Source organism: Actinomadura sp. NPDC048394 (assembly GCF_040651755.1).
GTDB lineage: Bacteria > Actinomycetota > Actinomycetes > Streptosporangiales > Streptosporangiaceae > Spirillospora > Spirillospora montaniterrae.
In genome coordinates this window covers 100458-121507 of the sequence record NZ_JBEZJL010000010.1, presented here as the reverse complement: position 1 = coordinate 121507, position 21050 = coordinate 100458, and the positions used below count along the sequence as shown (strand labels likewise).

General features: G+C 72.1%; 21 protein-coding genes. 7 read left to right on the top strand and 14 right to left on the bottom strand.

The genetic code is table 11. The annotated features are described in order from the left end of the window. Positions 1–63 precede the first annotated feature (63 nt). Positions 64–909: an SDR family oxidoreductase gene (locus tag AB0C78_RS09260; protein ID WP_360744132.1), complete on the bottom strand. Its 846-nt coding sequence runs from the start codon at positions 907–909 to the stop codon at positions 64–66. Then, positions 906–2546, bottom strand: a complete 1641-nt coding sequence (locus AB0C78_RS09255; protein WP_360744129.1) for an SMP-30/gluconolactonase/LRE family protein — start codon at positions 2544–2546, stop codon at positions 906–908. The genes AB0C78_RS09260 and AB0C78_RS09255 overlap by 4 nt, the downstream gene beginning before the upstream one ends. A 226-nt stretch (positions 2547–2772) precedes the next feature. Here AB0C78_RS09255 and AB0C78_RS09250 point away from each other — a divergent pair, with 226 nt between their 5' ends. The 5 genes from AB0C78_RS09250 to AB0C78_RS09230 are packed head-to-tail and all read left to right on the top strand — an operon-like array spanning position 2773 to position 8308. Beyond that, a complete protein-coding gene (locus AB0C78_RS09250) occupies positions 2773–3756 on the top strand; it encodes an MDR family oxidoreductase (RefSeq protein WP_360744126.1) in 984 nt (327 codons plus the stop codon). 19 nt (positions 3757–3775) lie between these two features. Further along, positions 3776–4963, top strand: a complete 1188-nt coding sequence (locus AB0C78_RS09245; protein WP_360744123.1) for a MaoC family dehydratase N-terminal domain-containing protein — start codon at positions 3776–3778, stop codon at positions 4961–4963. 22 nt (positions 4964–4985) lie between these two features. Then, a complete protein-coding gene (locus tag AB0C78_RS09240) occupies positions 4986–6692 on the top strand; it encodes an AMP-binding protein (RefSeq protein ID WP_360744121.1) in 1707 nt (568 codons plus the stop codon). A 60-nt stretch (positions 6693–6752) separates the two neighbouring features. Continuing rightward, the gene (locus tag AB0C78_RS09235; RefSeq protein ID WP_360744118.1) at positions 6753–7832 is read left to right on the top strand and encodes a dihydrodipicolinate reductase; all 1080 of its coding nucleotides are present in this window, start codon (positions 6753–6755) and stop codon (positions 7830–7832) included. Next, positions 7829–8308 carry a carboxymuconolactone decarboxylase family protein gene (locus AB0C78_RS09230; protein ID WP_360744116.1) on the top strand — a complete coding sequence of 160 codons (480 nt, stop codon included), beginning with the start codon at positions 7829–7831 and terminating at the stop codon, positions 8306–8308. Before AB0C78_RS09235 ends, AB0C78_RS09230 begins: the two co-directional genes overlap by 4 nt. Positions 8309–8325: 17 nt before the next feature. Here AB0C78_RS09230 and AB0C78_RS09225 read toward each other — a convergent pair whose 3' ends face one another. Genes AB0C78_RS09225 through AB0C78_RS09200 form a run of 6 tightly spaced genes read right to left on the bottom strand, consistent with a single transcriptional unit; the run spans position 8326 to position 12928 of the window. Continuing rightward, on the bottom strand, positions 8326–8631 hold the full coding sequence (locus AB0C78_RS09225; RefSeq protein ID WP_360744113.1) for a hypothetical protein: 306 nt from the start codon (positions 8629–8631) through the stop codon (positions 8326–8328). A gap of 58 nt (positions 8632–8689) precedes the next feature. Next, on the bottom strand, positions 8690–9934 hold the full coding sequence (locus AB0C78_RS09220; protein ID WP_360744110.1) for an amidohydrolase family protein: 1245 nt from the start codon (positions 9932–9934) through the stop codon (positions 8690–8692). Then, positions 9931–10263 carry a hypothetical protein gene (locus AB0C78_RS09215; RefSeq protein ID WP_360744107.1) on the bottom strand — a complete coding sequence of 111 codons (333 nt, stop codon included), beginning with the start codon at positions 10261–10263 and terminating at the stop codon, positions 9931–9933. The genes AB0C78_RS09220 and AB0C78_RS09215 overlap by 4 nt, the downstream gene beginning before the upstream one ends. Then, positions 10260–11519, bottom strand: coding sequence for an aromatic ring-hydroxylating dioxygenase subunit alpha (locus tag AB0C78_RS09210; RefSeq protein WP_360744104.1), 1260 nt, complete (start codon positions 11517–11519; stop codon positions 10260–10262). The genes AB0C78_RS09215 and AB0C78_RS09210 overlap by 4 nt, the downstream gene beginning before the upstream one ends. 24 nt (positions 11520–11543) lie before the next feature. Next, positions 11544–12167 (bottom strand): carboxymuconolactone decarboxylase family protein, encoded by a 624-nt coding sequence (locus AB0C78_RS09205; RefSeq protein ID WP_360744101.1) that lies wholly within the window; start codon positions 12165–12167, stop codon positions 11544–11546. Then, the gene (locus AB0C78_RS09200; RefSeq protein ID WP_360744098.1) at positions 12164–12928 is read right to left on the bottom strand and encodes an SDR family NAD(P)-dependent oxidoreductase; all 765 of its coding nucleotides are present in this window, start codon (positions 12926–12928) and stop codon (positions 12164–12166) included. The genes AB0C78_RS09205 and AB0C78_RS09200 overlap by 4 nt, the downstream gene beginning before the upstream one ends. 168 nt (positions 12929–13096) lie before the next feature. On the opposite strand from AB0C78_RS09200, the gene AB0C78_RS09195 reads away from it, so the two are divergent. After that, a complete protein-coding gene (locus AB0C78_RS09195) occupies positions 13097–13708 on the top strand; it encodes a TetR/AcrR family transcriptional regulator (RefSeq protein ID WP_360744095.1) in 612 nt (203 codons plus the stop codon). A 24-nt stretch (positions 13709–13732) separates the two neighbouring features. On the opposite strand, the gene AB0C78_RS09190 is transcribed toward AB0C78_RS09195, so the two are convergent. From AB0C78_RS09190 to AB0C78_RS09180, 3 genes are read right to left on the bottom strand one after another with little or no spacing between them, the layout of a single operon-like run. Next, a complete protein-coding gene (locus AB0C78_RS09190; protein WP_360744092.1) occupies positions 13733–14578 on the bottom strand; it encodes a TauD/TfdA family dioxygenase in 846 nt (281 codons plus the stop codon). Next, positions 14575–14910: a hypothetical protein gene (locus tag AB0C78_RS09185; RefSeq protein WP_360744089.1), complete on the bottom strand. Its 336-nt coding sequence runs from the start codon at positions 14908–14910 to the stop codon at positions 14575–14577. Before AB0C78_RS09185 ends, AB0C78_RS09190 begins: the two co-directional genes overlap by 4 nt. After that, a complete protein-coding gene (locus AB0C78_RS09180; protein WP_360744086.1) occupies positions 14907–16196 on the bottom strand; it encodes an aromatic ring-hydroxylating dioxygenase subunit alpha in 1290 nt (429 codons plus the stop codon). Before AB0C78_RS09180 ends, AB0C78_RS09185 begins: the two co-directional genes overlap by 4 nt. 130 nt (positions 16197–16326) lie before the next feature. Between AB0C78_RS09180 and AB0C78_RS09175 the strand changes: the two genes are divergently transcribed. Beyond that, positions 16327–17775 carry an aldehyde dehydrogenase gene (locus AB0C78_RS09175; RefSeq protein ID WP_360744083.1) on the top strand — a complete coding sequence of 483 codons (1449 nt, stop codon included), beginning with the start codon at positions 16327–16329 and terminating at the stop codon, positions 17773–17775. 85 nt (positions 17776–17860) lie between these two features. On the opposite strand, the gene AB0C78_RS09170 is transcribed toward AB0C78_RS09175, so the two are convergent. The 3 genes from AB0C78_RS09170 to AB0C78_RS09160 form a co-directional block, all read right to left on the bottom strand. Then, positions 17861–18463 (bottom strand): TetR/AcrR family transcriptional regulator, encoded by a 603-nt coding sequence (locus AB0C78_RS09170; protein ID WP_360744080.1) that lies wholly within the window; start codon positions 18461–18463, stop codon positions 17861–17863. Positions 18464–18545: 82 nt separating this feature from the next. Then, on the bottom strand, positions 18546–20234 hold the full coding sequence (locus AB0C78_RS09165) for a VWA domain-containing protein (protein ID WP_360744077.1): 1689 nt from the start codon (positions 20232–20234) through the stop codon (positions 18546–18548). Further along, a complete protein-coding gene (locus AB0C78_RS09160; RefSeq protein WP_360744074.1) occupies positions 20231–21049 on the bottom strand; it encodes a CbbQ/NirQ/NorQ/GpvN family protein in 819 nt (272 codons plus the stop codon). Before AB0C78_RS09160 ends, AB0C78_RS09165 begins: the two co-directional genes overlap by 4 nt. Between the last annotated feature and the right edge of the window lies 1 nt (position 21050).

The following is a 21050-nucleotide window of genomic DNA, read 5'->3' as shown; positions in this document are numbered from 1 at the left end:
GGCTTCCTCCAACCCGCGTCGGGGATGCGTCGGGAGATTCGGGCAGGTGGCCGGGCCGTGGGGTCAGTGCGTGATGGCGTCGCGGAAGCCCTCGTCCTTGAGGAAGAGGGACGTGTTGTCGGCGCCCAGGTGGGTCCACTTGAGGTTGAGGCCGCCGTCGACCAGGAGCGTCTGCCCCGTGATGTACGACGACAGGTCCGACAGGAGGAAGAGGACGGCGCCCGCCTGCTCCTCGGGGCGTCCGCGCCGTCCCATGGCGATGGCGCGGCGGTCGCGTTCCGGGTCCTCGTCGACGTAGGTGCCGGACGCCGGGGTCTCGGTCACCCCCGGCGCGACGGCGTTCACCCGGATGCCGTCGAGGGCCAGTTCGACGGCCATCGTGCGGGTCGCCGCCACCAGCGCCGCCTTGGCCGTGCCGTAGGCGATGTGGAACGGCGCCGTGTTCATGCCGCTGATCGACGACAGCGAGACGATCGAGCCCGGACGGCCCCGCGCCTTCAGCTCGGCGGCGACGGCCTGGCTCATGAAGAACATCGTCTCCAGGTTCTGGTGGAACAGCGCCCGCCAGTCGTCGCGGGTGACGCGGGTGGCGGGCATCCAGGTCGCGGGCGCGGCGCCGCCCGCGACGTTGACCAGGCCGTGCAGGTCGCCGCCGGCCTTCGCGGCGTGCTCCATCACCTCCGCGACGCCCTCGGCGGTGGACACGTCGGCCGGGACCGGGACGACGGGCAGCCCCTCGTCCGCCAGCGGCCCGACGTGCTCGTCGAGGTTCTCGCGCCGCCGGCTCACCGCGATCACGGTCGCTCCGGCGCGGGCGATGAGGGCGGCCGTCGCGGTGCCGATGCCGCCGCCGCCCGCACCGGCGACGACGACGACGCGTCCGTCCAGGCCGAGGAGATCGTGCTTCATGCGAGGTCACCTTTCCGGTGGTCGCCGCCGCGGAGATCGCGGAGTGCCAGGACGCTGCCTTCGGCGTCGCCGGAGACGTAGACGGTGCCGTCCGGCCCTGCGGCGACGCCCGCGAACAGGCCTTGCGGCCCGCTGAACGGCGGCAGTCCTTTCAGCGGCTTCGGATCCACTCCGGGCGGAGGGCCCACCGGCAGGTCGCTGGCGATCGTCGTCCGGGACCGGCCGTCGAGGGAGGCGGCGATCAGCGTCTTCGTCTCCGCGTCGACGACGAAGAGGGTTCCGGCGCGGACCGCGAGGCCCTGCGGCGTCGCCAGCCCGTCCAGCACGGTGACCGGGCCGGTGCCGGTGATCGAGACGACCCGTCCCGCACCGGACTCGGAGACCAGGCAGGTGCCGTCGGCGGCGAACGCGACGCCCATCGGCCGGTCCAGCCCCGAGGCCAGGGTCGTCACCTCGCCCGTGGCCCGCACCGAGACCACGCGCCCGGTGCCGAGCTCGGCGGCCGCCACGTCGCCGCCGGGTCCGACGGCCACGCCGTAGAGCTGGTCGAACGGCTCGCTCTCCCCGGCGAGCACCTGGTGCTCGCCGGGCGCCGGCGTCCACCGCGCGATCTGGCCGTTCGACGTGGTGACGACGAACGCGCCCTGCCCGACGGCCGCGGCGCCGCGGATGTAGCCGGGCCAGCCGGGACTGAACAGCATGCCCAGCACCTCCAGGCCGCTGCCGGGCGTGAACCTGTGGAAGTAGGTGCCGTCGGCGACGTGCAGCACGCCACCGGCGTCGACGGTGAGGTCCAGCGGCCAGGTCAGCCCCTCCGGCAGGACCGCCCGGGTCCGTCCGCCGCCGAGGATCTCGGTGATCTGCCCGGTGAAGCCCGAGACGAACAGGCGCCCGCCGACGAACGTCAGGTTGTCCAGGCCGGGGGCGACGGTCGCGAGGACGGTGCGCTCGCCGTTGCGGGGATCGATCCGCAGCACCTCGCCGCTGCCGACCTGGGTGGAGACGATGCGGCCGTCGGAGTCGAACTTCACCGCGTCCGGGACGCCGAGGTCCGCCGCCACCCGCTCGGGCTCGCCGCCGTCGGGGTCGATGCGCCAGATGTCGTTGCCGCCCAGCGTCGGGTAGTACAGCATGCCGTCCGGCCCGACCTCCATGGCGTTCGGCATCGGCAGGTTCTCCAGCAGCACCCGGGGCGCGCCGCCGTTCAGGTCGAGCTCCATCAGGCGCCCGCCGATCCGGCACTCGTTCACGAACAGCCGGCCCTGGTGGAAGGTGATGCCGTTCGCGCCCGGCAGGTCGTCGCGCAGCACGCGGGAGCCGCCGTCCGCGCCGCGCACGCTGACGCGGCCGTCGTAGTACTCGGTGATGTAGAGGTCGCCCTCGGGTCCGAAGTCGACGTCGTCGGGCGCGACGACGTCGCCGCCCTGCGCGCTGATCGTCTCCAGGTCGCCGGAGTCGACGTCGAGCGCGCTGATCTGGCTGCCGGCCACCTGCGCCACGTAGACGCGGCCGTCCGGGCCCGTGCGCAGGCCGTTCGCGCCGAACAGCCGGCTCGGCGGAGCGAGCCGCTCCAGGCTCCACCCTCCGGCGAGGCCGACCGGGGCCGCACCGGTGTACCGCGCCTTCGCACCCGCCATGCCGACCGACCTCCAGCAGCCTCGACGCTGCGGTTACGCCGGTTCATCCTGCGAGAACCGACCTCTCATATCGAGCGAATCTAACGACCGGCACGAGTGAACGCAATAGTCTTGCAATCCTTGTAATGATGGCGAGGACCTGGTTACGATGCGGGCCGCGCCGCCCCATCGCGGCGCGCAGGCCGGCACCCCGGCCCCGAGGGGACGAGGAAGGGCGGACCATCAGGTGTTCTCGGCGATTCTCATCGACCAGGGCGAGGCCGGGCGGACGGCCGCGCTCACGACGCTGGACGAGGCCGAACTCCCCGAAGGGGACGTCCGCGTCGAGGTCGCCTACTCCACGCTGAACTACAAGGACGCCCTCGCCATCACCGGCCGCTCCCCCGTGGTGCGCGATTTCCCGATGGTGCCCGGCATCGACCTCGCGGGCGTGGTCACCGAGAGCACGCATCGCGGGTGGGAGAAGGGCGACCTGGTGGTGCTCAACGGCTGGGGCGTGGGCGAGCGGCACTGGGGCGGGCTCGCCCAGCAGGCGCGTCTCAACGGGGACTGGCTCGTCCCGTTGCCCTCTGCCTTCACGCCGCGGCAGGCGATGGCGATCGGCACCGCGGGCTACACCGCGAGCCTGTGCGTGAACGCCCTCGTGGACCGCGGCGTCCACCCCGACCAGGGCGAGATCCTCGTGACCGGGGCGACCGGCGGCGTCGGCAGCGTCGCGATCGCCCTGCTGAGCAAGGCCGGCTTCAGCGTCGCCGCCGCGACCGGCAAATCGTCCGAGGGCGATTACCTCCGGCGGCTCGGCGCCGCGACCGTCCTCGACCGCGCCGAACTGGCCGCGCCCGGCAAACCGCTGCAGAAGGAGCGCTGGGCGGGCGTCATCGATTCCGCCGGAAGCCACACGCTGGCGAACGCCTGCGCGCAGACCCGCTACGGCGGCACGGTCGTCGCGTGCGGCCTGGCCCAGGGCATGGACCTGCCCGCGACCGTCGCGCCGTTCATCCTGCGCGGCGTGGCGCTCATCGGCATCGACAGCGTCATGGCGCCCGCCCGGCCGCGCATGGCGGCCTGGGACCGCCTCGCCCGCGACCTGGAACCGGACGTCCTCGACGAGATCGCCCAGGACGTCGCGCTGCCGGACGCCATCGCCGCGGCCGACCGGCTGCTCGAAGGCGGCGTCCGCGGCCGCATCGTCGTCGACGTCAACCGCTAGCCGACAGCCGGGAGCACCCGTGAGCGCAGAGTCCAGCAAGCCCGCCCTCGACCTGTCCGACGTCGACCACCGCGTCGGCCTGCCGGTCGGCGGCGGCCAGCTGTGGGACCCGTGCAGTTCCTCCGACATCCGCCGCTGGGTGATGGCGATGGACTACCCTAACCCGCTGCACTGGGACGAGGAGTTCGCCCGCGAGTCCGGATTCGGCGGCATCGTCGCGCCGCAGTCCATCGCGGTGGCGCTGGACTACGGGCACGGCGCCGCGCCCGCGTGCGTCGGCCGCATCCCCGGCAGCCATCTGATCTTCGGCGGCGAGGAGTGGTGGTTCTACGGCTGCCCCGTCCGCCCCGGCGACAAGCTGTTCCAGGAGCGGCGCTTCCACGACTACAAGGTGACCGAGACAAGGTTCGCCGGGCCCACCATGTTCTCGCGGGGCGACACCGTCCACACCAACCAGAACGGCGTGCTGGTGGCGCGCGAGCGGTCGACCGCGATCCGCTACCTCTACGAGGAGGCGCGCAGGCGCGGCATGTACGAGGACCGGCTCGGCGAGATCAAGCGCTGGACGGCCGGCGAGCTGGCCGAGATCGAGAAGGTGCGGCGGGCGTGGCTCGAATCCAACCGCGCGGGCGCGTCACCCCATTTCGAGGAGGTGAAGGTCGGCGACCGGCTGCCGCGCCGCGTCATCGGCCCGCACAGCATCGCCTCCTTCACCACCGAGTACCGGGCGTTCCTCTTCAACATCTGGGGCACCTTCCACTGGGTCGCTCCCCCGGGCGTCGACGACCCGTGGGTCAACCAGGACCCCGGCTGGGGCGACGACTTCCGCTTCGACGAGGAGGACGCGAGGATCGACCCGCGCAAGCGGGACGGCCTGTACGTCGGCCCGTCGCGCGGCCACATCGACGCCGAGCGGGCGAGCGAGGTCGGCATGGCGCGGGCCTACGGCTACGGCGCGACGATGGGCGCGTGGTGCACCGACTACCTCGCCTACTGGGCGGGCCACAAGGGCATGGTGCGCCATTCCAAGGCGGACTTCCGGGGACCTGCGTTCGAGGGTGACGTCACGTACTTCGACGCGGAGGTCATCGACAAGAGGACCGAGTCGGAATGGGGGGTCCCGCTCGTCCAGGTGAAGCTGCGCCTCACCGACCAGGACGGCGGAGTGCTGGTGACCTGCACCGCCGAGATCGAGCTGCCGTTCTAGCGCTGCCGGACGGAGGCGAGCGATGGATGCCGCGACGGGAAACGGACCCGGACGGCCCCTTTCGATCGCGGCGGGGCCGCCGCTGAGCGAGGAGCCGGGCCTCGGCCCGCTCACCCTTCCCGGCTTCCTGCGGGAGGTCACGGAGAGGTACGGCGAGCGCGAGGCGGTCGTCCTGCGGGGACCGGACGGCACCGTCCGCTGGACGTACACCGACCTCTGGGAACGCGCGACGGAGGTCGCCCGCGCGTTGCGCGCGTGCGGCCTGGGCAAGGACGGCCGCGTCGGCGTCCTGATGACGAACCGGCCCGAATGGATCGCCGCCGTCTTCGGGGTGTCGCTCGCCGGCGGCGTGGCCGTCGCGCTCAGCACCTTCTCCACGCCTCCCGAACTCGACCACCTGCTCCGGGTGTCCTGCGTCTCGGTGCTGCTCTTCGAGCGCACCGTGCTGAAGACGGACTTCGCGGCCGTCCTGACCGGGCTCGAACCGGAGATCGGCACGGCGCCGCCGGGCGGGCTGCGGTCGGCGCGGTACCCGTACCTGCGCCATCTGGCGGCGATCGGCGACGCCGCGCCGGGCGGGGCGGTCGACGCGTGGGACACGTTCCTCGCTCGCGGCGTCGCGGAACCGCGCGAACTGGTCGAGGCCGCCTCAGCGGCCACGCGCCCCGGCGATCCGGCGGTGCTGTTCTTCTCGTCGGGCTCCACCAGCAGGCCGAAGGGCATCCTCAGCGCGCACCGCGGCGTCTGCGTCCAGATGTGGCGCTTCCGGCGGCTGTACGGGTTCGGCCCGGAGGACGAGGTCCGGGGCTGGACGGCGAACGGCTACTTCTGGTCCGGCAATTTCGCCATGTCGCTCGGCTCAACCCTCGCCGCCGGGGGCGCGCTCGTGCTGCAGCCCACCTTCGACGCCGCCGAGGCCCTCGACCTCATCCAGGCGGAACGGGTCAACTTCCCCTTCGCGTGGCCGCACCAGTGGGCGCAGTTCGAAGCGGCCCCCAACTGGGCGGACGCGGACCTCAGCGGCCTGCGCTTCGTCGACCACGCCACCCCGGTCGCGCGCCACCCCACCGTCACCACCGTCTGGTACGAGCCGGGCCGCGCCTACGGCAACACCGAGACGTTCACCATCAGCACCTGCTACCCGGCCGACACGCCGCCCGAGGTGCACGCCGGGAGCAGCGGAGTGCCGCTGCCCGGCGTCACGGTGAAGATCGTCGACCCGCTCACCGGCGCCGTCGTGCCGCGCGGCGAGCGCGGGGAGATCTGCGTCAAGGGCCCCACCCTCATGCTCTGCTACCTCGGCACCCCGCTCGACGAGACCGTCGACGGCGAGGGCTTCTTCCACACCGGCGACGGCGGCCGCCTCGACGACGCCGGCCGCCTGTACTGGGAGGGCCGGCTCACCGACATCATCAAGACGGGCGGCGCCAACGTCTCGCCGCGCGAGGTCGACGAGGCCGCGTCCGCGCACCCCTGCGTGCGGCTGGCGCAGACCGTCGGGGTGCCGCACGAGACGCTCGGCGAGGTCGTGGTCACCTGCGTCGTCCCCCATGACGGCCGGACCCTGGAGGCGCAGGAGCTCCGGACGTTCCTGCGGGAGCGGCTGGCGAGCTACAAGGTCCCGCGCCACGTCCTGTTCTTCCGCCAGGACGAGATCGCGCTGACCGGCACCGCGAAGATCAAGTCCAGTGACCTGCGGGAACTGGCCGCCGCACGGCTCGGGCCCTGACCGGCGGGCCGCGCCGGGAACGGCCTGTACCTGAGACCAAGCGCTTGCTACGCTTCGCGCATGATCCCGACGGTCGTGTGGGGCACCGGCAACGTCGGCCGGCTGGCCGTCCGGGCCGTCGACGCCCACCCCTCCCTCGGCCTCGCGGCCGTGCTCGTCCACGACCCCGCCAAGGCCGGCCGCGACGCGGGCGACCTCGCGGGCCTCGGCCGCGACCTCGGCGTCGCGGCGACCACCGACATCGGCGCGGTGCTGGCCGCCGGGCCGCGCGCGGTCGTGTACGCGGCGTCCGGGGACGTCCGGCCCGACGACGCCCTCGCCGACATCGTCCGCGCGGTCCGGGCCGGCGCCGTGGTCGTCACCCCGGCCCTCTACGCGCTCTACGACCAGCGCAACGCGCCGCCCGAGGTGCGGGAGCCGGTGCTCGCGGCCGTCAAGGAGGGCGGCGGCTCGCTGTTCGTCTCGGGGATCGACCCGGGCTGGGGCAACGACGTGCTGCCGCTGCTGATCAGCGGGCTCGGCACCACGCTCGACGCGATCCGCTGCCAGGAGATCTTCGACTACTCGACGTACGACCAGCCGGACGCGGTCCGGTTCCTGGTGGGCATGGGGCAGCCGATGGACTACGAGCCCCCGATGCTCGCGCCGACCGTCCCGACGATGGTGTGGGGCGGGCAGGTGCGGCTGATGGCCCGCGCCCTCGGGGTCGAGCTGGACGAGGTCCGCGAGACCGTGGAGCGGCACCCGCTCGACGCGACCGTGACCACCGAGGCGATGGGCGCGTTCGAGGCCGGCACCCAGGGCGCGGTGCGCTTCGAGGTGCAGGGCGTCGTCGGCGGCGAGCCGCGGATCATCGTCGAGCACGTCACCCGCATCCACCCGTCCTGCGCGCCGGACTGGCCCGTGCCGCCGACCGGCGACGGCGCGCACCGCGTCGTCATCGAGGGCGATCCGCGCATCGAGGTCACCGTCGAGGCCACCGGCGAGGACGGCAACCGCTCGGTCGGAGGGAACGCCACGGCCGTCGGTCGGCTGGTCGGCGCCATCGACTGGCTCGCGGACGCCGAGCCCGGCCTCTACGACGCGCTCGACGTCCCGCTCCGCCCCGCCGTCGGAAGGCTCGGAAGGAAGCACCCGTGAACATCGACGTCCCCGAAGGCAAGGACCCGATCCAGTACGTGTGGGGCGAGATGGTCCCCGGCATCGGCCCCGCCGCCTCGCGCCTCTCGCTCGCGGTGTACGCCGACACCACCCTCGGCCTCCGCGAGTTCGAGGCCGCGAGGCTGCGCATCGCGCAGATCAACGGCTGCCTGTTCTGCATGGACTGGCGGACCGAGCGGGACGGGGAGAAGGTCGAGGAGGAGTTCGCCGGCGCGGTCACCGAGTGGCGCACCACCGCGGCCTTCGACGACCGCACGCGGCTGGCCGCCGAGTACGCCGAACGCTACGCCCTGGACCACCACGGCCTCGACGAGGCGTTCTGGACGCGGATGACCGCGCACTACAGCCAGGCGGAGATCGTCGAGCTGAGCATGTGCATCGGCTCGTGGCTGGCGTTCGGGCGTCTCAACCACGTGCTGGGCCTCGACACCATGTGCATGCTTCCCCGTCCCTGACCGGCACGCCGGCCGCGCTAGTCGCCCATCTGGCGGAGGTAGCGGACCGTCGGCGGCGGGTCGAGGCTGACGCCCTCCGGCCGCGACACCTTCCCGGACGACAGCGCCTCGGCCAGCGCCGCCTTGGCCTTCTCCGGATCGCCCTCGATCTCGTAGATCACGACGAAGGAGCCGCCTTCGAGGGGCTCCAGCCGCCGTGCGGAGACGAACCCTTCGACCCGCAGCATCTCGGGGATGTGCGTGTTCTCGTACCAGTCGTGGTACGCCGGGCCGTCCCGGTCGGACGAGGGGGACGATTCGACGATCATCACGCCGCTGGGCATGTCGGGCTCCGTTCAGTGGGTGCTGTCGGATTTCGGGGGGCTGTCGGGTGGGGGGCGGTCAGGTGTTCTTGTAGACGCGGCCGTCCTTCATGACGAACCGCACGTCCTGGGTGACGGTGATGTCCTGCGACGGGTCGCCGGGGACGGCGATGACGTCGGCGAGGAAGCCCTCCTTCAGCCGGCCGAGCTCGTCGTCCAGCTCGACCAGTTCCGCGCTGGTGACGGTCGCGGCCCGCAGCGCCTGCATCGGGGTCATCCCCCGCGCCACCAGGGCGGCGAGTTCCTTGGCGTTGTCGCCGTGCGGGACGGCCGGGGCGTCGGTCCCGCAGGCGATCCTGACGCCGGCGGCGATGGCCTTGGGCAGCATCGACCTGGCGCGGGGGAAGACCTCGGCCGCCTTCTTCCGCAGTTCCGGCGCGGCCCGCTCGATGTCCATCGCGTCGGTGAGGTAGGTCGTCGACACGAGGAACGTGCCGTGCTCCGCCATCAGGCCGAGGGTCTCCTCACCGGCGAGGAAGCCGTGCTCGACGCAGTCGATGCCGGCCCGGACGCACGCCCGCACCGCCCGGTCCCCCACCGCGTGCGCGGCGACGCGGACGCCGGCGCGGTGCGCCTCGTCGGCGATGGCCGCCAGCTCCTCGTCGGAGTACTGCTGGGAGCCGGGGCCGGTGCTGTGCGACATCACCCCGCCGGACGCCGACACCTTGATCACCTTGGCGCCGTGCCGGATCTGGTAGCGGACGCAGGCCCGTACCTCCCCGACGCCGTTGGCGATGCCCTCGCCGATGCTCAGCGGCATGATCCCCGGCGCGAGCCGCTGGAAGACGGTCGGGTCGAGGTGGCCGCCGTACGGGGTGACCGCGTGGCCCGCCGGGATGATGCGGGGGCCGTCCACCCATCCCTGGTCGATGGCGCGCTGCACCGCGACGTCGAGGAGGTAGCCGCCCGTCTTGACCATCAGGCCGAGGTTGCGGACGGTGGTGAACCCGGCGAGCAGCGTCGTGCGGGCGTTCAGGGTCGCGCGGATCGTGCGGTACGCGGGGTCGTCCTGGACGCCGTGCATCGGCAGCGGCAGGCCCGTCGGGGTCCCGGGGCCGCCGATGAGGAAGTTCAGCTCCATGTCCATCAGGCCCGGCAGCAGCGTCACGTCGCCGAGGTCGATCTCGGTCGCTCCGGCGGGGACCTCGGCGGGGTTCACCGCGACGATCCGGTTCCCCTCCACCACGATCACCACCGGCGACCGGACCTCCCCCGCCTCGACGTCCGCCCAGCGCCGGGCCCTCAGGACGATGGGTGCCGTCACGGCACCGGCTCGATGACGCAGTCGAAGCTCGACGACCCGCTGTCGGGGACGCGCGGCTGGCGCCACACCTCGACCGGGAAGGACACCTGGATCATCGAGTACAGCAGGTGCAGGAGGTTCGTCGCGTCGTCGGGCAGCGCGTCGAACGGGAGCCCTTCGAGATAGGCCATCGCCTCCTCGGCGCGGGGCACGACGGCGTCGTAGAACTCCTGCATCTCCTCCGTCGTGCTGGCGAGCCGGGTGCCGTACCGCTCGTGCTCGGTGGCCAGGCACCATTTCTCGGCGAACGGCTCCAGAGCGGCGAATTCCTCGGGCAGCAGCGCGCTCACTTGCGGGCCCCCTCGTGGTCGTCGACCCAGTCGCCGACGACCTTGTGCAGGTGCCGGCAGAGGATCTCCTGGTCGTTGAGAAGGAAGCGGTCGATGTACCGGGTCTCCAGCATCATCTGCGTGGCCTCCAGGGTGTTGGAGTCCTGGAGCGCGAATTCCTTGAACGTCACCGCCGCCATTTCCTGGGCGATGCGCTCGCGGACGTTCGCCGCCGGCAGGAAGTAGACGTTGCCCTCGAAGACGTGCGTGTTGTAGGACGTCGGCCAGTAGTGGTACGTCAGGTACCAGCCCTGGCTCCAGATGAGGATCACGAAGTTCGGGAAGAGCTGGAAGGAGTCCAGCCCCCACGGGTCGCATTTCGCCGGGTTGACGCCGGCCGGCATCTCGCCGAGGTCGGCCGTGTCCCACGGGCCGAACAGCCCGCTGCGGGTCAGGATCTCCATCGGCTTGACCAGCTCGGAGTCCATCTCCCAGAAGCGGACGCCGGACGTGCTGACCATCCGGTGCGGGCCGTCGATCTGGTAGTGCGGCGCCTCGAATCCGGCCTGCTGCGCGGCCGTGGAGTACTTCTCCGGCGACTGCTTCGCGTGCAGGACGGGCGCGTGGTAGAACTCCGCGAACGCGTCCATGTACAGCTTCCAGTTCGCATGGATCGTGGTGCTGTACGCGAAACGGGCGGTCTGCTTCTCGAACGGATAGCCTTCGAGCGCGGTCACCATCGGGCCGAGGAATTCGCGGAGCGGCTGCTCGGGTTCCCGGGCGAAGTTGACGAAGATGAAACCCGCCCAGACGTCGCAGTGCACCGGCGCGAGACCGTACCGGCTCTTGTCGACGTCGAAGAACTCGCCCTCCTGCTGGATGAAGGTCAGCGCGCCGTCGAGCCCGTAGCGCCAGCCGTGGTATTTGCAGGTGAACTGGCGGCAGAAGCCCGCCGTGTCCTGCTTCGGGTCGTCGGACCAGACGAGCTTGTTGCCGCGGTGGCGGCAGATGTTGTGGAAGGCCCGGACCTGCCCTTCCTTGTCCCGCAGGACGATGATCGACGCGTGCGCGGCGTCGACGTCCTTGGTGAAGTAGCTGCCCTTGCGCGGGAGCTGCTCCACCCGCCCGACGTTCAGCCAGGCCCGCTTGAAGATCGCGGCCTTCTCGCGCTCGTAGAACTCCGGGGTGATCGAGTCCTCGTAGGACACCGGGTCCGTGCCGAGTTCGGGATAGTGCTCGGTCCAGCTGCCTTCCGGTGGTTTGGGGAAACGCGGCATGGTCCTCCTCCTTCGGGGGTGCGGTCACTCGGCGGGCGGGCCGGAAGGGCCGGGGGCTTGGCCGGCGTCCGGGTCGGAGCCGTTCGACGGCTCCAGGCCGACGCTGTTCAGCACCATGGCGAGGCAGACGTAGCTGCCGACGACGAAGAGCAGCTCGAGGAGCCGGCGCTCGTCGAAGCGGCCGGCGAGGCGCTCCCACAGGGCGTCGTCGATGGTGTGGCCGTCCACGAGCTGGTCGGCGGCGAGCAGGATGTCGCGGTCGCGCTCGGACCAGGTCCCGGCGTCGGCGCCGTCGCGGAGGGCGGCGATCTGCTCGGGTTCCAGGCCCGCGGCCCGCGCCATGCCGACGTGCTGCGCCCACTGGTAGCGGCAGCCGGTCCGGTGCCCGACGCGCAGGATCAGCAGCTCGCGGTCGCGGGGGTCGAGGGTGCCGTCGTCGAGGAGCGTGCCGCTGAACGCCAGCCACGGCGCGCTGAGCCGGGGGTGCCGGGCGAACAGGCCGAGGATCGACGGCACGGGCGGCGCGTCGGCGGCCCCGGTCAGGTAGCGGTCGGCGCGCGCCATGTTGCCGCGGAGCAGCTCGCGCTCCTCCTCGGCCCACTCGGCGATCGGCAGCGGCCGCATCCGGGGCGCGGCGGCCGGCGTCACAGGACCGACCCGCCGTTGACGCCGAGGACCTGCCCGGTGATGAAGCCGGCCTCCTCGGAGGCGAGGAACGCGGCCGCCGCGGCGATGTCGTCGGGCGTCCCGAGGTGGCCGAGCGGGATGGCCGCGGCCATGGTCTCGTTGGCGGGCAGGTTCCCCTCGGCCTGGGACCGGTGCTGCATCGGCGTCTCGATCCCCGACGGCGGGATGCTGTTGACCGTGATGCCGTGCGGCGCGTAGGCGCGCGCCAGGGACTTGGTCAGCACGATCACCCCGCCCTTGGCCGCGGCGTAGTGCGCCATCTCGGGCGAGCCCCGCTGGGCGCTGGACGAGGAGATGGTGACGATGCGGCCCCAGCCGGCCGCGACCATGTCGGGCAGCGCCAGCTGGCAGCAGTTGAACGTGCCGGTGAGGTTGACGGCGATGAGGCGGTCCCAGCTCTCCGGCGTGATCTCCTCGAACCGGTCGAACGCGACGAGGCCGGCGCTGGTCACGAGGATCTCCGTCGCCCCGAGCGCCGTCCGGATCGCGGCGAACGCGGCGCCGAGGGCCTCGCGGTCGGTGACGTCGGCGGCCAGCCCGAGGGCCTCTCCCCCGGCCGCCCGCAGCTCCTTGGCGACGCGGTCCGCGCCGTCGCCGTCGACGTCGAGCACGGCGACGCGGTGGCCCCGCCCGGCGAGGTGGCGGCAGGCGGCCTCGCCGATGCCCGACGCTCCGCCCGTGACGACGGCCACCCGGGACCGGCGTCGCTCCGTATGCGGCATCGCTCCGTCCTTCCGCTCACGCCCCTGCTCGCGGCACGGCGCTAGTCAATCGACTAACATGCTTTGGCCACATGACTAACATGGGCGCCGGGCCGAGGGCAAGACCCGGGCCGCGGCGGACTGAGGCCATACTGGAGAGGCCATCCGCAGCCGAGAGGGAGGACGCGCATGCCGGCACGGCGGAGCCCCGTCGACGACTCGGCCACCCGTACCGCGCTGCTCGACGCCGCCCAGGAGCTCATGCTCGAGGAGGGCTACGCGGCCGTCACCACACGCCGGCTCGGCGCGAAGGCGGGCCTCAACAACGCGCTGGTCTTCTACTACTTCGGGACGATGGACAACCTGTTCGTCGAGCTGTTCCGCCGCGGCGCCGAGCGGAGCCTGGAGCGGCTCCAGCGGGCGCTGCGGTCACCCCAGCCGCTGTGGGCCCTGTGGGAGCTGACCCACGACTACTCGAGCAACGCGCTGACCATGGAGTTCATCGCGCTGGCCAACCACCGCAAGGCGATCCGCGCCGAGATCGCCGCGTACTCGCGCCGGTTCCGGACGCTCCAGCTCGACATGCTGTCGGACGTGCTCGACGGCTACGGCGTCGACCGCGACCGGTGGCCGCCCGTGACGCTGATCCTCTTCATGACCGGCATCTCCCGCTTCCTGCACATCGAGGAGGGGTTCGACCTCGACGTCGGCCACGCGGAGACGGTCGCGGTCATCGAGCGCGAGATCCGCGCGCTGGAGGGCGACCGGCGGCCGGCCGGCGCCGAGTCCGTCGCCGACTGAGTCCGGCGCGCGGACCCGCGGCGCTCACCGGATCGGCTCGTCCCCGAAGACCGTCGTGCGGAGCAGTTCGCGGGGCGAGTCCGGCGGGTAGGGCGCGGCGCGGTGGACCACGCCGGTGTTGTCCCAGATGACGGTGTCCCCCACCGACCACTCGTGGCGGTAGACGCGGCCGGGGGCCGTCGTCCGGTCGAGCAGGTCGCGCAGCAGCGCCCGGCCCTCGCTCACGTCCATCCCGACGACGTGATCGGCATGGACGCCGACGACGAGCGACCTGCGGCCGGTGCGGCGCGTCCACACCAGCGGATGGGTCGACGTCGGCCGCCTTCGCCACCGTTCGAGCTGCTCGGGCGTGGGGTCGGGGTGGACGCGGCGCTGGGACGCCTCCAGCGTGTGCACGACGCGCAGGGAGCCGAGCCGCTCCCGCTCCTCGTCGCCGAGCGCCTCGTAGGCGGCGTAGGTGCTGGCGAACTCCGTCTCCCCGCCGCCCGCGGCCACCTCCTTGGCGCTGAGGACGGTGGCCTTCTGCGGCGGCTCGCCGTGCAGCGGCGTGCAGCCGTCCATGTGCCAGGCGAAGGTGGCCTTCAGGTAGTCGGCCGATGCGTTCTTTGTCTTGTCGAGGGTCACGCGGTAGATCCCGCGGACGGGGTGGTGCCCCGGCTCGTAGTCGATCTCGCCGAGCCGCCGCGCGAAGGCGACCTGGTCCTCCGGGCCGAGGTGGAGGCCGCGGAAGACCAGGACGCCGTACCGGTCCAGCGCCGCTGCGACGGCCGCCGCCACCGTGCCGTCCCGGACCAGCCGCTCGGCGTCGACGCCGCGGACCTCGGCGCCGACGGTCGCGGCGAGAGGGACGCAGCCGATCGTCGTCGTCACGGGGTGGGCTCCAGGTGGCGGTCGAAGTAGGCGGTGCCGGAGTCGATGACCTTGGGCTGCTGCCACACCTCGACGGGCAGCGACACCATGATCAGCGAGTAGACGAGGCGGAGCAGGTTCAGCTCCCGCTCGGGTAGCTCGTGCAGCGAGAACTTGTCCAGGTGCGCCATGGCGTCGCGCACGCGGGGGTACATGGCGTCGTAGAACGCCTGCATCTCCGTCATCGTGCTGTTCAGCCGCTCGGCGTACCGGGCCGCCTCGGTCTCGATGCACCACTTGGCGGCGAAGGGCTCGCAGTCGGCGAACTCGTCCGGAAGCATCGTGGCGCTCACGCCGGGACCCGCTTCCCGTCCCGCAGGTACGACCGCACCCAGTCGTCGACGACCTTGTGCAGGTGCCGGACCGTCACCTCCTGGTCGCACAGCGGGTACTCGTCGATCACCCGCGACTCCAGGCCCATCTGGGTGCCGTCGAGGGTGCCCGCGTCCTGGAGGCCGGCCTCCTTGGACACGACCGCGGTGACCTCGTGCCGGATCCGCTCGCTCGCGTTCCGCGACGGCGGGAAGTAGTACGACATCTCCCATTGGTGCGTGTTGTGGGATGTCGGCCAGTACTGGTAGGTGAGGTACCAGCCCCGCTCGTAGACCAGGATCACGAAGTTGGGGAAGATCTGGAAGTTCGAGATCGACCAGGGGTCGAGCCCGCCGGGGTTGAGCCCCGCCGGCAGGTTCGCGGGGTCGAGCTCGGGGATGTCCGGGCGCTCCCACGGGCCCATGAGGCCGGACTCGGTGACGTGCTCGATCGGGTACATCTGGTCCGGCGGCGTCATGTGCCGGGGCACGCCCTTCCAGCCGCCGGTGCTGACCAGCCGGTGCGGCCCGTCCATCTGGAAGTGCGGCACCTTGAAGCCGGTCTGGAAGCTCCGCAGCGCCGGGACCTGCTGCTGCGAATGCAGGATCGGCGCGTGGTAGTACTCCTGGAACGCGTCGAGGAAGATCTTCCAGTTGCTCAGGAGGTTCGCCTTGAACGCGTACCGCTCGGTGAGCAGGTGGAACGGATACCCTTCGAGGCCGCGCACCATCGGCCCGAGGAATTCCAGCAATGTCTGGCTCGGCTCGTCGGCCAGATTGACGAAGACGAACCCTTCCCAGACCTCGCAGTGCACCGCGGCGAGCGGGAATTCGGCCTTGTCGAAGTCGAAGTACTCCTCCTCTTGCAGGACGAACTTCAGCGAGCCGTCCAGGCCGTACCGCCAGCCGTGGTACTTGCACATGAACTCGCGGCACACGCCCTTGGTCTCGTCCCGCGGCGTCTCGCCCCACAGCAGCTTGTTGCCGCGGTGGCGGCACACGTTGTGGAAGGCGCGGACCCGGCCGTCGAGGCCGCGCGTGACGATCAGCGAGGTCCTGGCGACGTCGAGGTCCTTGGTGAAGAAGCTGCCCTTGCGGGGCAGCTGCTCGACCCGGCCGACGTTGAGCCACGCCCGCCGGAAGATCGCCTCACGTTCCAGCTCGTAGAACTCCGGCGAGATCGAGTCCTCGTACGACACGAGGCGGGTGCCCATCTCCGGAACCCGCCCGGTCCAGCTGGCCTCCGCCGGTTTCCCGGAGCGCGCCATGGCCGATCCTCCCGTTTTGAGTCCGTGCCCGATGACATCTGGTCACGATGTTCATCGACTGACTAACATGACCTGGATAACACGACACGGACCGGAGCCGCAAGGGCGCGTTTCCGGAAGAGGAGCGTCCATGGACGAGCGGAAAGCGCTGTTCATCGGGGGCGAATGGACCGCCCCGGCCACCGCCCGGCACATCGAGGTGATCTCGCCGCACACCGAGCGGCCCGTGGCGCGCGTGGCCGCCGCGGGCGTCGCCGACGTCGACCGCGCCGTCGCGGCGGCACGGCGGGCGTTCGACGAGGGTCCGTGGCCGCGCACCGACCCCGCGGAGCGCGTCGCGATCGTCCGCCGGCTGGCCGCGCTCTACGGGGAACGCCGCGACGAGATGGCCGGCCTCATCACCGCGGAACTCGGCGCCCCGATCTCCTTCGCCAAGCGCGCGCAGGTCGCGCTTCCCTGGTCGATGATGGGCGCGCTCGCCGACATCGCCGAGAAGCATCCGTGGCAGGAGAACCGGCCCGGCGTGTACGGGCGGGACGTCGTGCTGCGCAGGGAACCCGTCGGCGTCGTCGCTGCCGTGGTCCCGTGGAACATGCCGCAGTTCCTCACGGTCGCCAAGCTCGTCCCGGCGCTGCTCGCCGGCTGCACCGCCGTCCTCAAGCCGGCGCCGGAGTCACCGCTCGACGCGCTGCTGCTGGCCGAGCTCGTCGAGCAGGCCGGCGTCCCGCCGGGCGTCGTGAGCGTCCTGCCCGCCGACCGCGACACGAGCGCGTACCTCGTCGCCCACCCCGGCGTCGACAAGGTCTCCTTCACCGGGTCGACCGCGGCCGGCCGGCAGGTCGCGGCGGCGTGCGCGGCCAACCTCACCAGAGTCGGCCTCGAGCTCGGCGGGAAGTCGGCGGCCATCGCGCTGGAGGACGCCGACCCCGCGGCGGTCGCCACCGCCGTCCGCTTCTCGGGCATGGGCATGGCCGGCCAGATCTGCAACGCCCTCACCCGCGTCCTCGTGCCGGCGGGCCGCGCCGGCGAGCACGCCGAGGCGCTCGCGGCGACGCTGTCGGCCATCCGGATCGGCGACCCCGCCGACCCGCGGACCGAGATGGGACCGCTCGTCTCCGCGCGGCAGCAGCGGCGGGTGCGGCACTACATCGACACCGGCGTCCGCGAAGGCGCCCGGCTCGTCACCGGCGGCACGGGCATGCCCGAGGGCGTGCGGCGCGGATGGTACGTGCGGCCGACCGTGTTCGGCGGCGTCGAGCCGTCGATGACGATCGCCCGCGAGGAGATCTTCGGCCCGGTGATCGCCGTGATCCCGTACCGGGACGAGGACGAGGCCGTCCGCATCGCCAACGACTCGGAGTACGGCCTGGCCGGCTCGGTGTTCACGGCCGACGTCGAGCGCGGGCTGAGCGTGGCCGCCCGGGTGCGCGCCGGCACGTTCGGCGTGAACCAGGGGTACTCGATGGACCCGGCGGCGCCCTTCGGTGGCGTCAAGGCCAGCGGTTACGGCCGCGAGCTCGGCCGCGAGGGCCTCGACGGCTACCTGGACGTCAAGTCGATCTCGATCGCGGCCCCATGAGAGCGGGCCTGTGAGAGTGGGCCGTGAGCGCGGGCCCTTGAGAGCGGGCCCTTGAGGGCGGGTCCGGTCCGCCCGGGGCGGGACGTCAGGGCAGCTTGATGAAGGACATGTACATCTCGAGGACCGGCCGGTACAGGTCGACGTCGTCCAGCCGGCTGCCGAGCACGACGGAGTCGCTGGTGGCGATGAGCACCTGCGCGAACGTCAGCGCGGGGATCTGCAGCGTCCCGCCGATGCGGTCGATGCCCTCCATGATGGACCGCGCCAGCGCCTCGGCCACCTCCAGCCTCTTGGCCTCCACCCGCTGCCTCGCCTCGGGATTGCGGAGCAGGTACAGGGTGAACTCGTGGCCCAGGGCGGCGTGCTCGGCGCCGCGCTCCCGGCTGAGCTGGCGCCACCGCCGGGCCACCTCGTCGAGCTCGCGCGCGCCCACTTCGGTGATCGCCGAGATCACTTCGGCGAAGTCGTCGAAATAGCGGCGCCAGTGCCGGTCGCTGACCGCGAGGAAAAGGTCTTCCTTGGTGCCGAAGTGTTTGTAGATCGCGCCTTTCGTGAAACCGGCGGCATAAGCGATGTCGTCGAGCGTCGCCTGCGTGAAGCCCTTTTCGGCGAACACCTCCTCCGCCGCGTCCACGAGCAGCGAACGGGTGTGGTCGCGGCGCCGCTCCCTCGTCCAACGCTCAACCATGCCGTCGATTATGCCAGGTCCGGCGGGCCGTCCGACGCCCGTCCGCGCGCCGGTCCGGCGCCGGTGAGCCCGGCATCGGTCGTCACTTCGGTTTCGGTGCGGCGAGCCGCTGGAGAGCGGCGAGGAACAACTCGTCCATTCGGGGGCTCAGCTCGGCGAGGGTCGCGGCGCTCGCGTGGCTCGCCGGGCCGAAGACGCGTTCGAGCGCGTCGACGGTCGTGGTGGCGCCGATGGAGAGGCAGAGGCAGGCGATGCCGTCGGCGTGAAGTTCTTCAAGGGCTTTACGGACGTCGGCCTCCGCGTATCGGCCTTCGTAGCCATTGTCGTAGGGAAAACCGTCCGAAAGGACGATCAGCAGGCGGTGGGGCGTACCGGCCTCGCTTTTGAGGATCTCGGCCGCGCCCCGGATCCCGGCGCCGAGGCGCGTATAGCCGGACGGCTGGAGCTGGGCGAGCCGGGCCCGGCCGGCGGCGTCGAAACGCTGCCCGAACGCTTTCACGGCGGGCAGATGGACGGCGTGCCGGCCGTGCGACCTGAAGGCATGGACGGCGACGCGGTCGCCGAGCTCCTCGAGCGTCGCGGCCAGGGTGGCCGCCGCCCGCCGCTGGTGGTCGTGCACGGCGCGACCGCCCGGATCGGCGTCGGTGGCGGACCCGGAGGCGTCGAGCAGGATCAGGACGCCGAGGTCGCGCGAGGTCTTCCGGCGGTCCAGGTAGACGTGCTCCGGCGGCGAATGGCCGGAGCGCACGTCCACGAACAGGTCGATGAGCGCCTCGACGTCGATCTCGTCGCCGTCGCGGCGGCGGCGCAGGATCGCCGGGCCGAGGCCGACGCGGGACAGCCGCCGGCGGAGCACGTCGTCGCGCGGGACCGCGGCGGCGGAGACGTCGGCGGCGGCGGTCAGCGGGAAGCCGATGACCCGGCACCAGTCGGGGCGGTACCGGCCGCCGTGCACGTCCCACTCCGGGTGGAGGGCCCCGCCCACGCCGATCGCGACGCCGGGCCTGTCGTCGTCGGTGAAGCGGATGCGGGTGGGAAGCGGGCGGGCGTGCCGTCCGACCGCGTCCGTTCGCCGGACCGAGCGGACCTTGGCCTCCGCTCCGGCGGCGCCGTCCGCAGAGGCCCGCGATCCGCCGAGCAGCTTCCGAAAATAGTCGGTGAGGGTCCGCGAGGCGATCAGCGGATTCTCGAACAGTTTCAGGATCCTGCTTTCCCGGGACTGCTCCCGGTCGCCGTCGTCATCGGCCTCGGGCAGATCGATCGGATCGAATTCCAGCCGCACCTCTTTGTCGGTGGCGCGCGCGCCGGGCCCGGCGGGAGCGGATAGCAGTCGGGACGGTTTGATGACACCGAACCATTCCGGCGGGTCGGGCACCGCCGCCCGGCCCCTGGCGAATTCGAGCGACTCTTGGGCGGTCGTCGTGCTCGGGTTCCCGTCGAGGCCGAGATCAGCCGCGCCCGGATAGCGTCCGGCCAGGTCGGTGAGCACCCGGCGGCCTTCTAGCGCCAGGTAACGGCGCGCTATGGACGGACGCGCCCAGAGTGCCTTGATCCATCGCTGGTCGAGGCTCCCGGCACCGAGCAGGGCGCTCTGCACCAGCACTTCGCTGCGCTGCCGCCCGGCGGACGCGTCGGCGGAGACGAATATGACCCGGCCGTTCGTGTGGGCTGCCTCGCCGGCCCGCGCCTCGGCGACGTCGACGGCCCTGCCGGCGATGGAGGAGGCGAGGAACCGGAAACGCTCGGGGCCGCTCGGGTCGGCCGCGGTCATGGCCGCGGCAGGACGGCGTCGGCGAGTTCGCCGAGGGCCCGGACGACGTCCGGATCGTCGGAGAGGGCCTGCACGATGGCGGACCGCGCCGCCACGCGCAGGCTCAGCCCCTGCGCGACGAGGCACCCGGCGAGGATCAGCATCCGCGTCGAGGACGCCTCCCGCAGCGGCGAGCCGTCCAGATTCCGGATGGCGTTGCCGAGCCGGACCAGTGCCTCCGCGGTCTCCGCGCCGATCCCCGCCTCGCGGGCGACGATCTGCGCCTCGGCCTCGGCGGGCGGGAAGCCCAACTCGATCGCGACGAACCGCTGCCGGGTCGACTCCTTGATGTTCTTCAGGACGCTCTGGTAACCGGGGTTGTACGAGATCACGAGCTGGAACCCGGGCGCCGCCCGCAGGGTCGTGCCGAGCCGGTCGACGGCCAGCTCGCGGCGGTGGTCGGCGAGCGGGTGGATGACCACGACGGTGTCCTGGCGCGCCTCCACGACCTCGTCCAGGTAGCAGATCGCGCCCTCACGCACGGCGCGGGTCAGGGGCCCGTCCACCCAGACCGTCTCCCCGCCCTTGAGCAGGAACCGGCCCACCAGGTCCGCCGACGTCATGTCCTCGTGGCCCGCGACGGTGATCAGCTCGCGGCCGAGCTCGTGCGCCATGGCCTGCACGAAGCGGGTCTTCCCGCATCCCGTCGGCCCTTTCAGCAGCACCGGGAGGCCGCCGCCGGCCGCCGCGCGGAACACCTCCTCCTCGTCCCCGACCGCATGGTAGAACGGCGCGTCCGGCGCGGACTGGACGGCGACGGATCCGTCGGTCAGCATC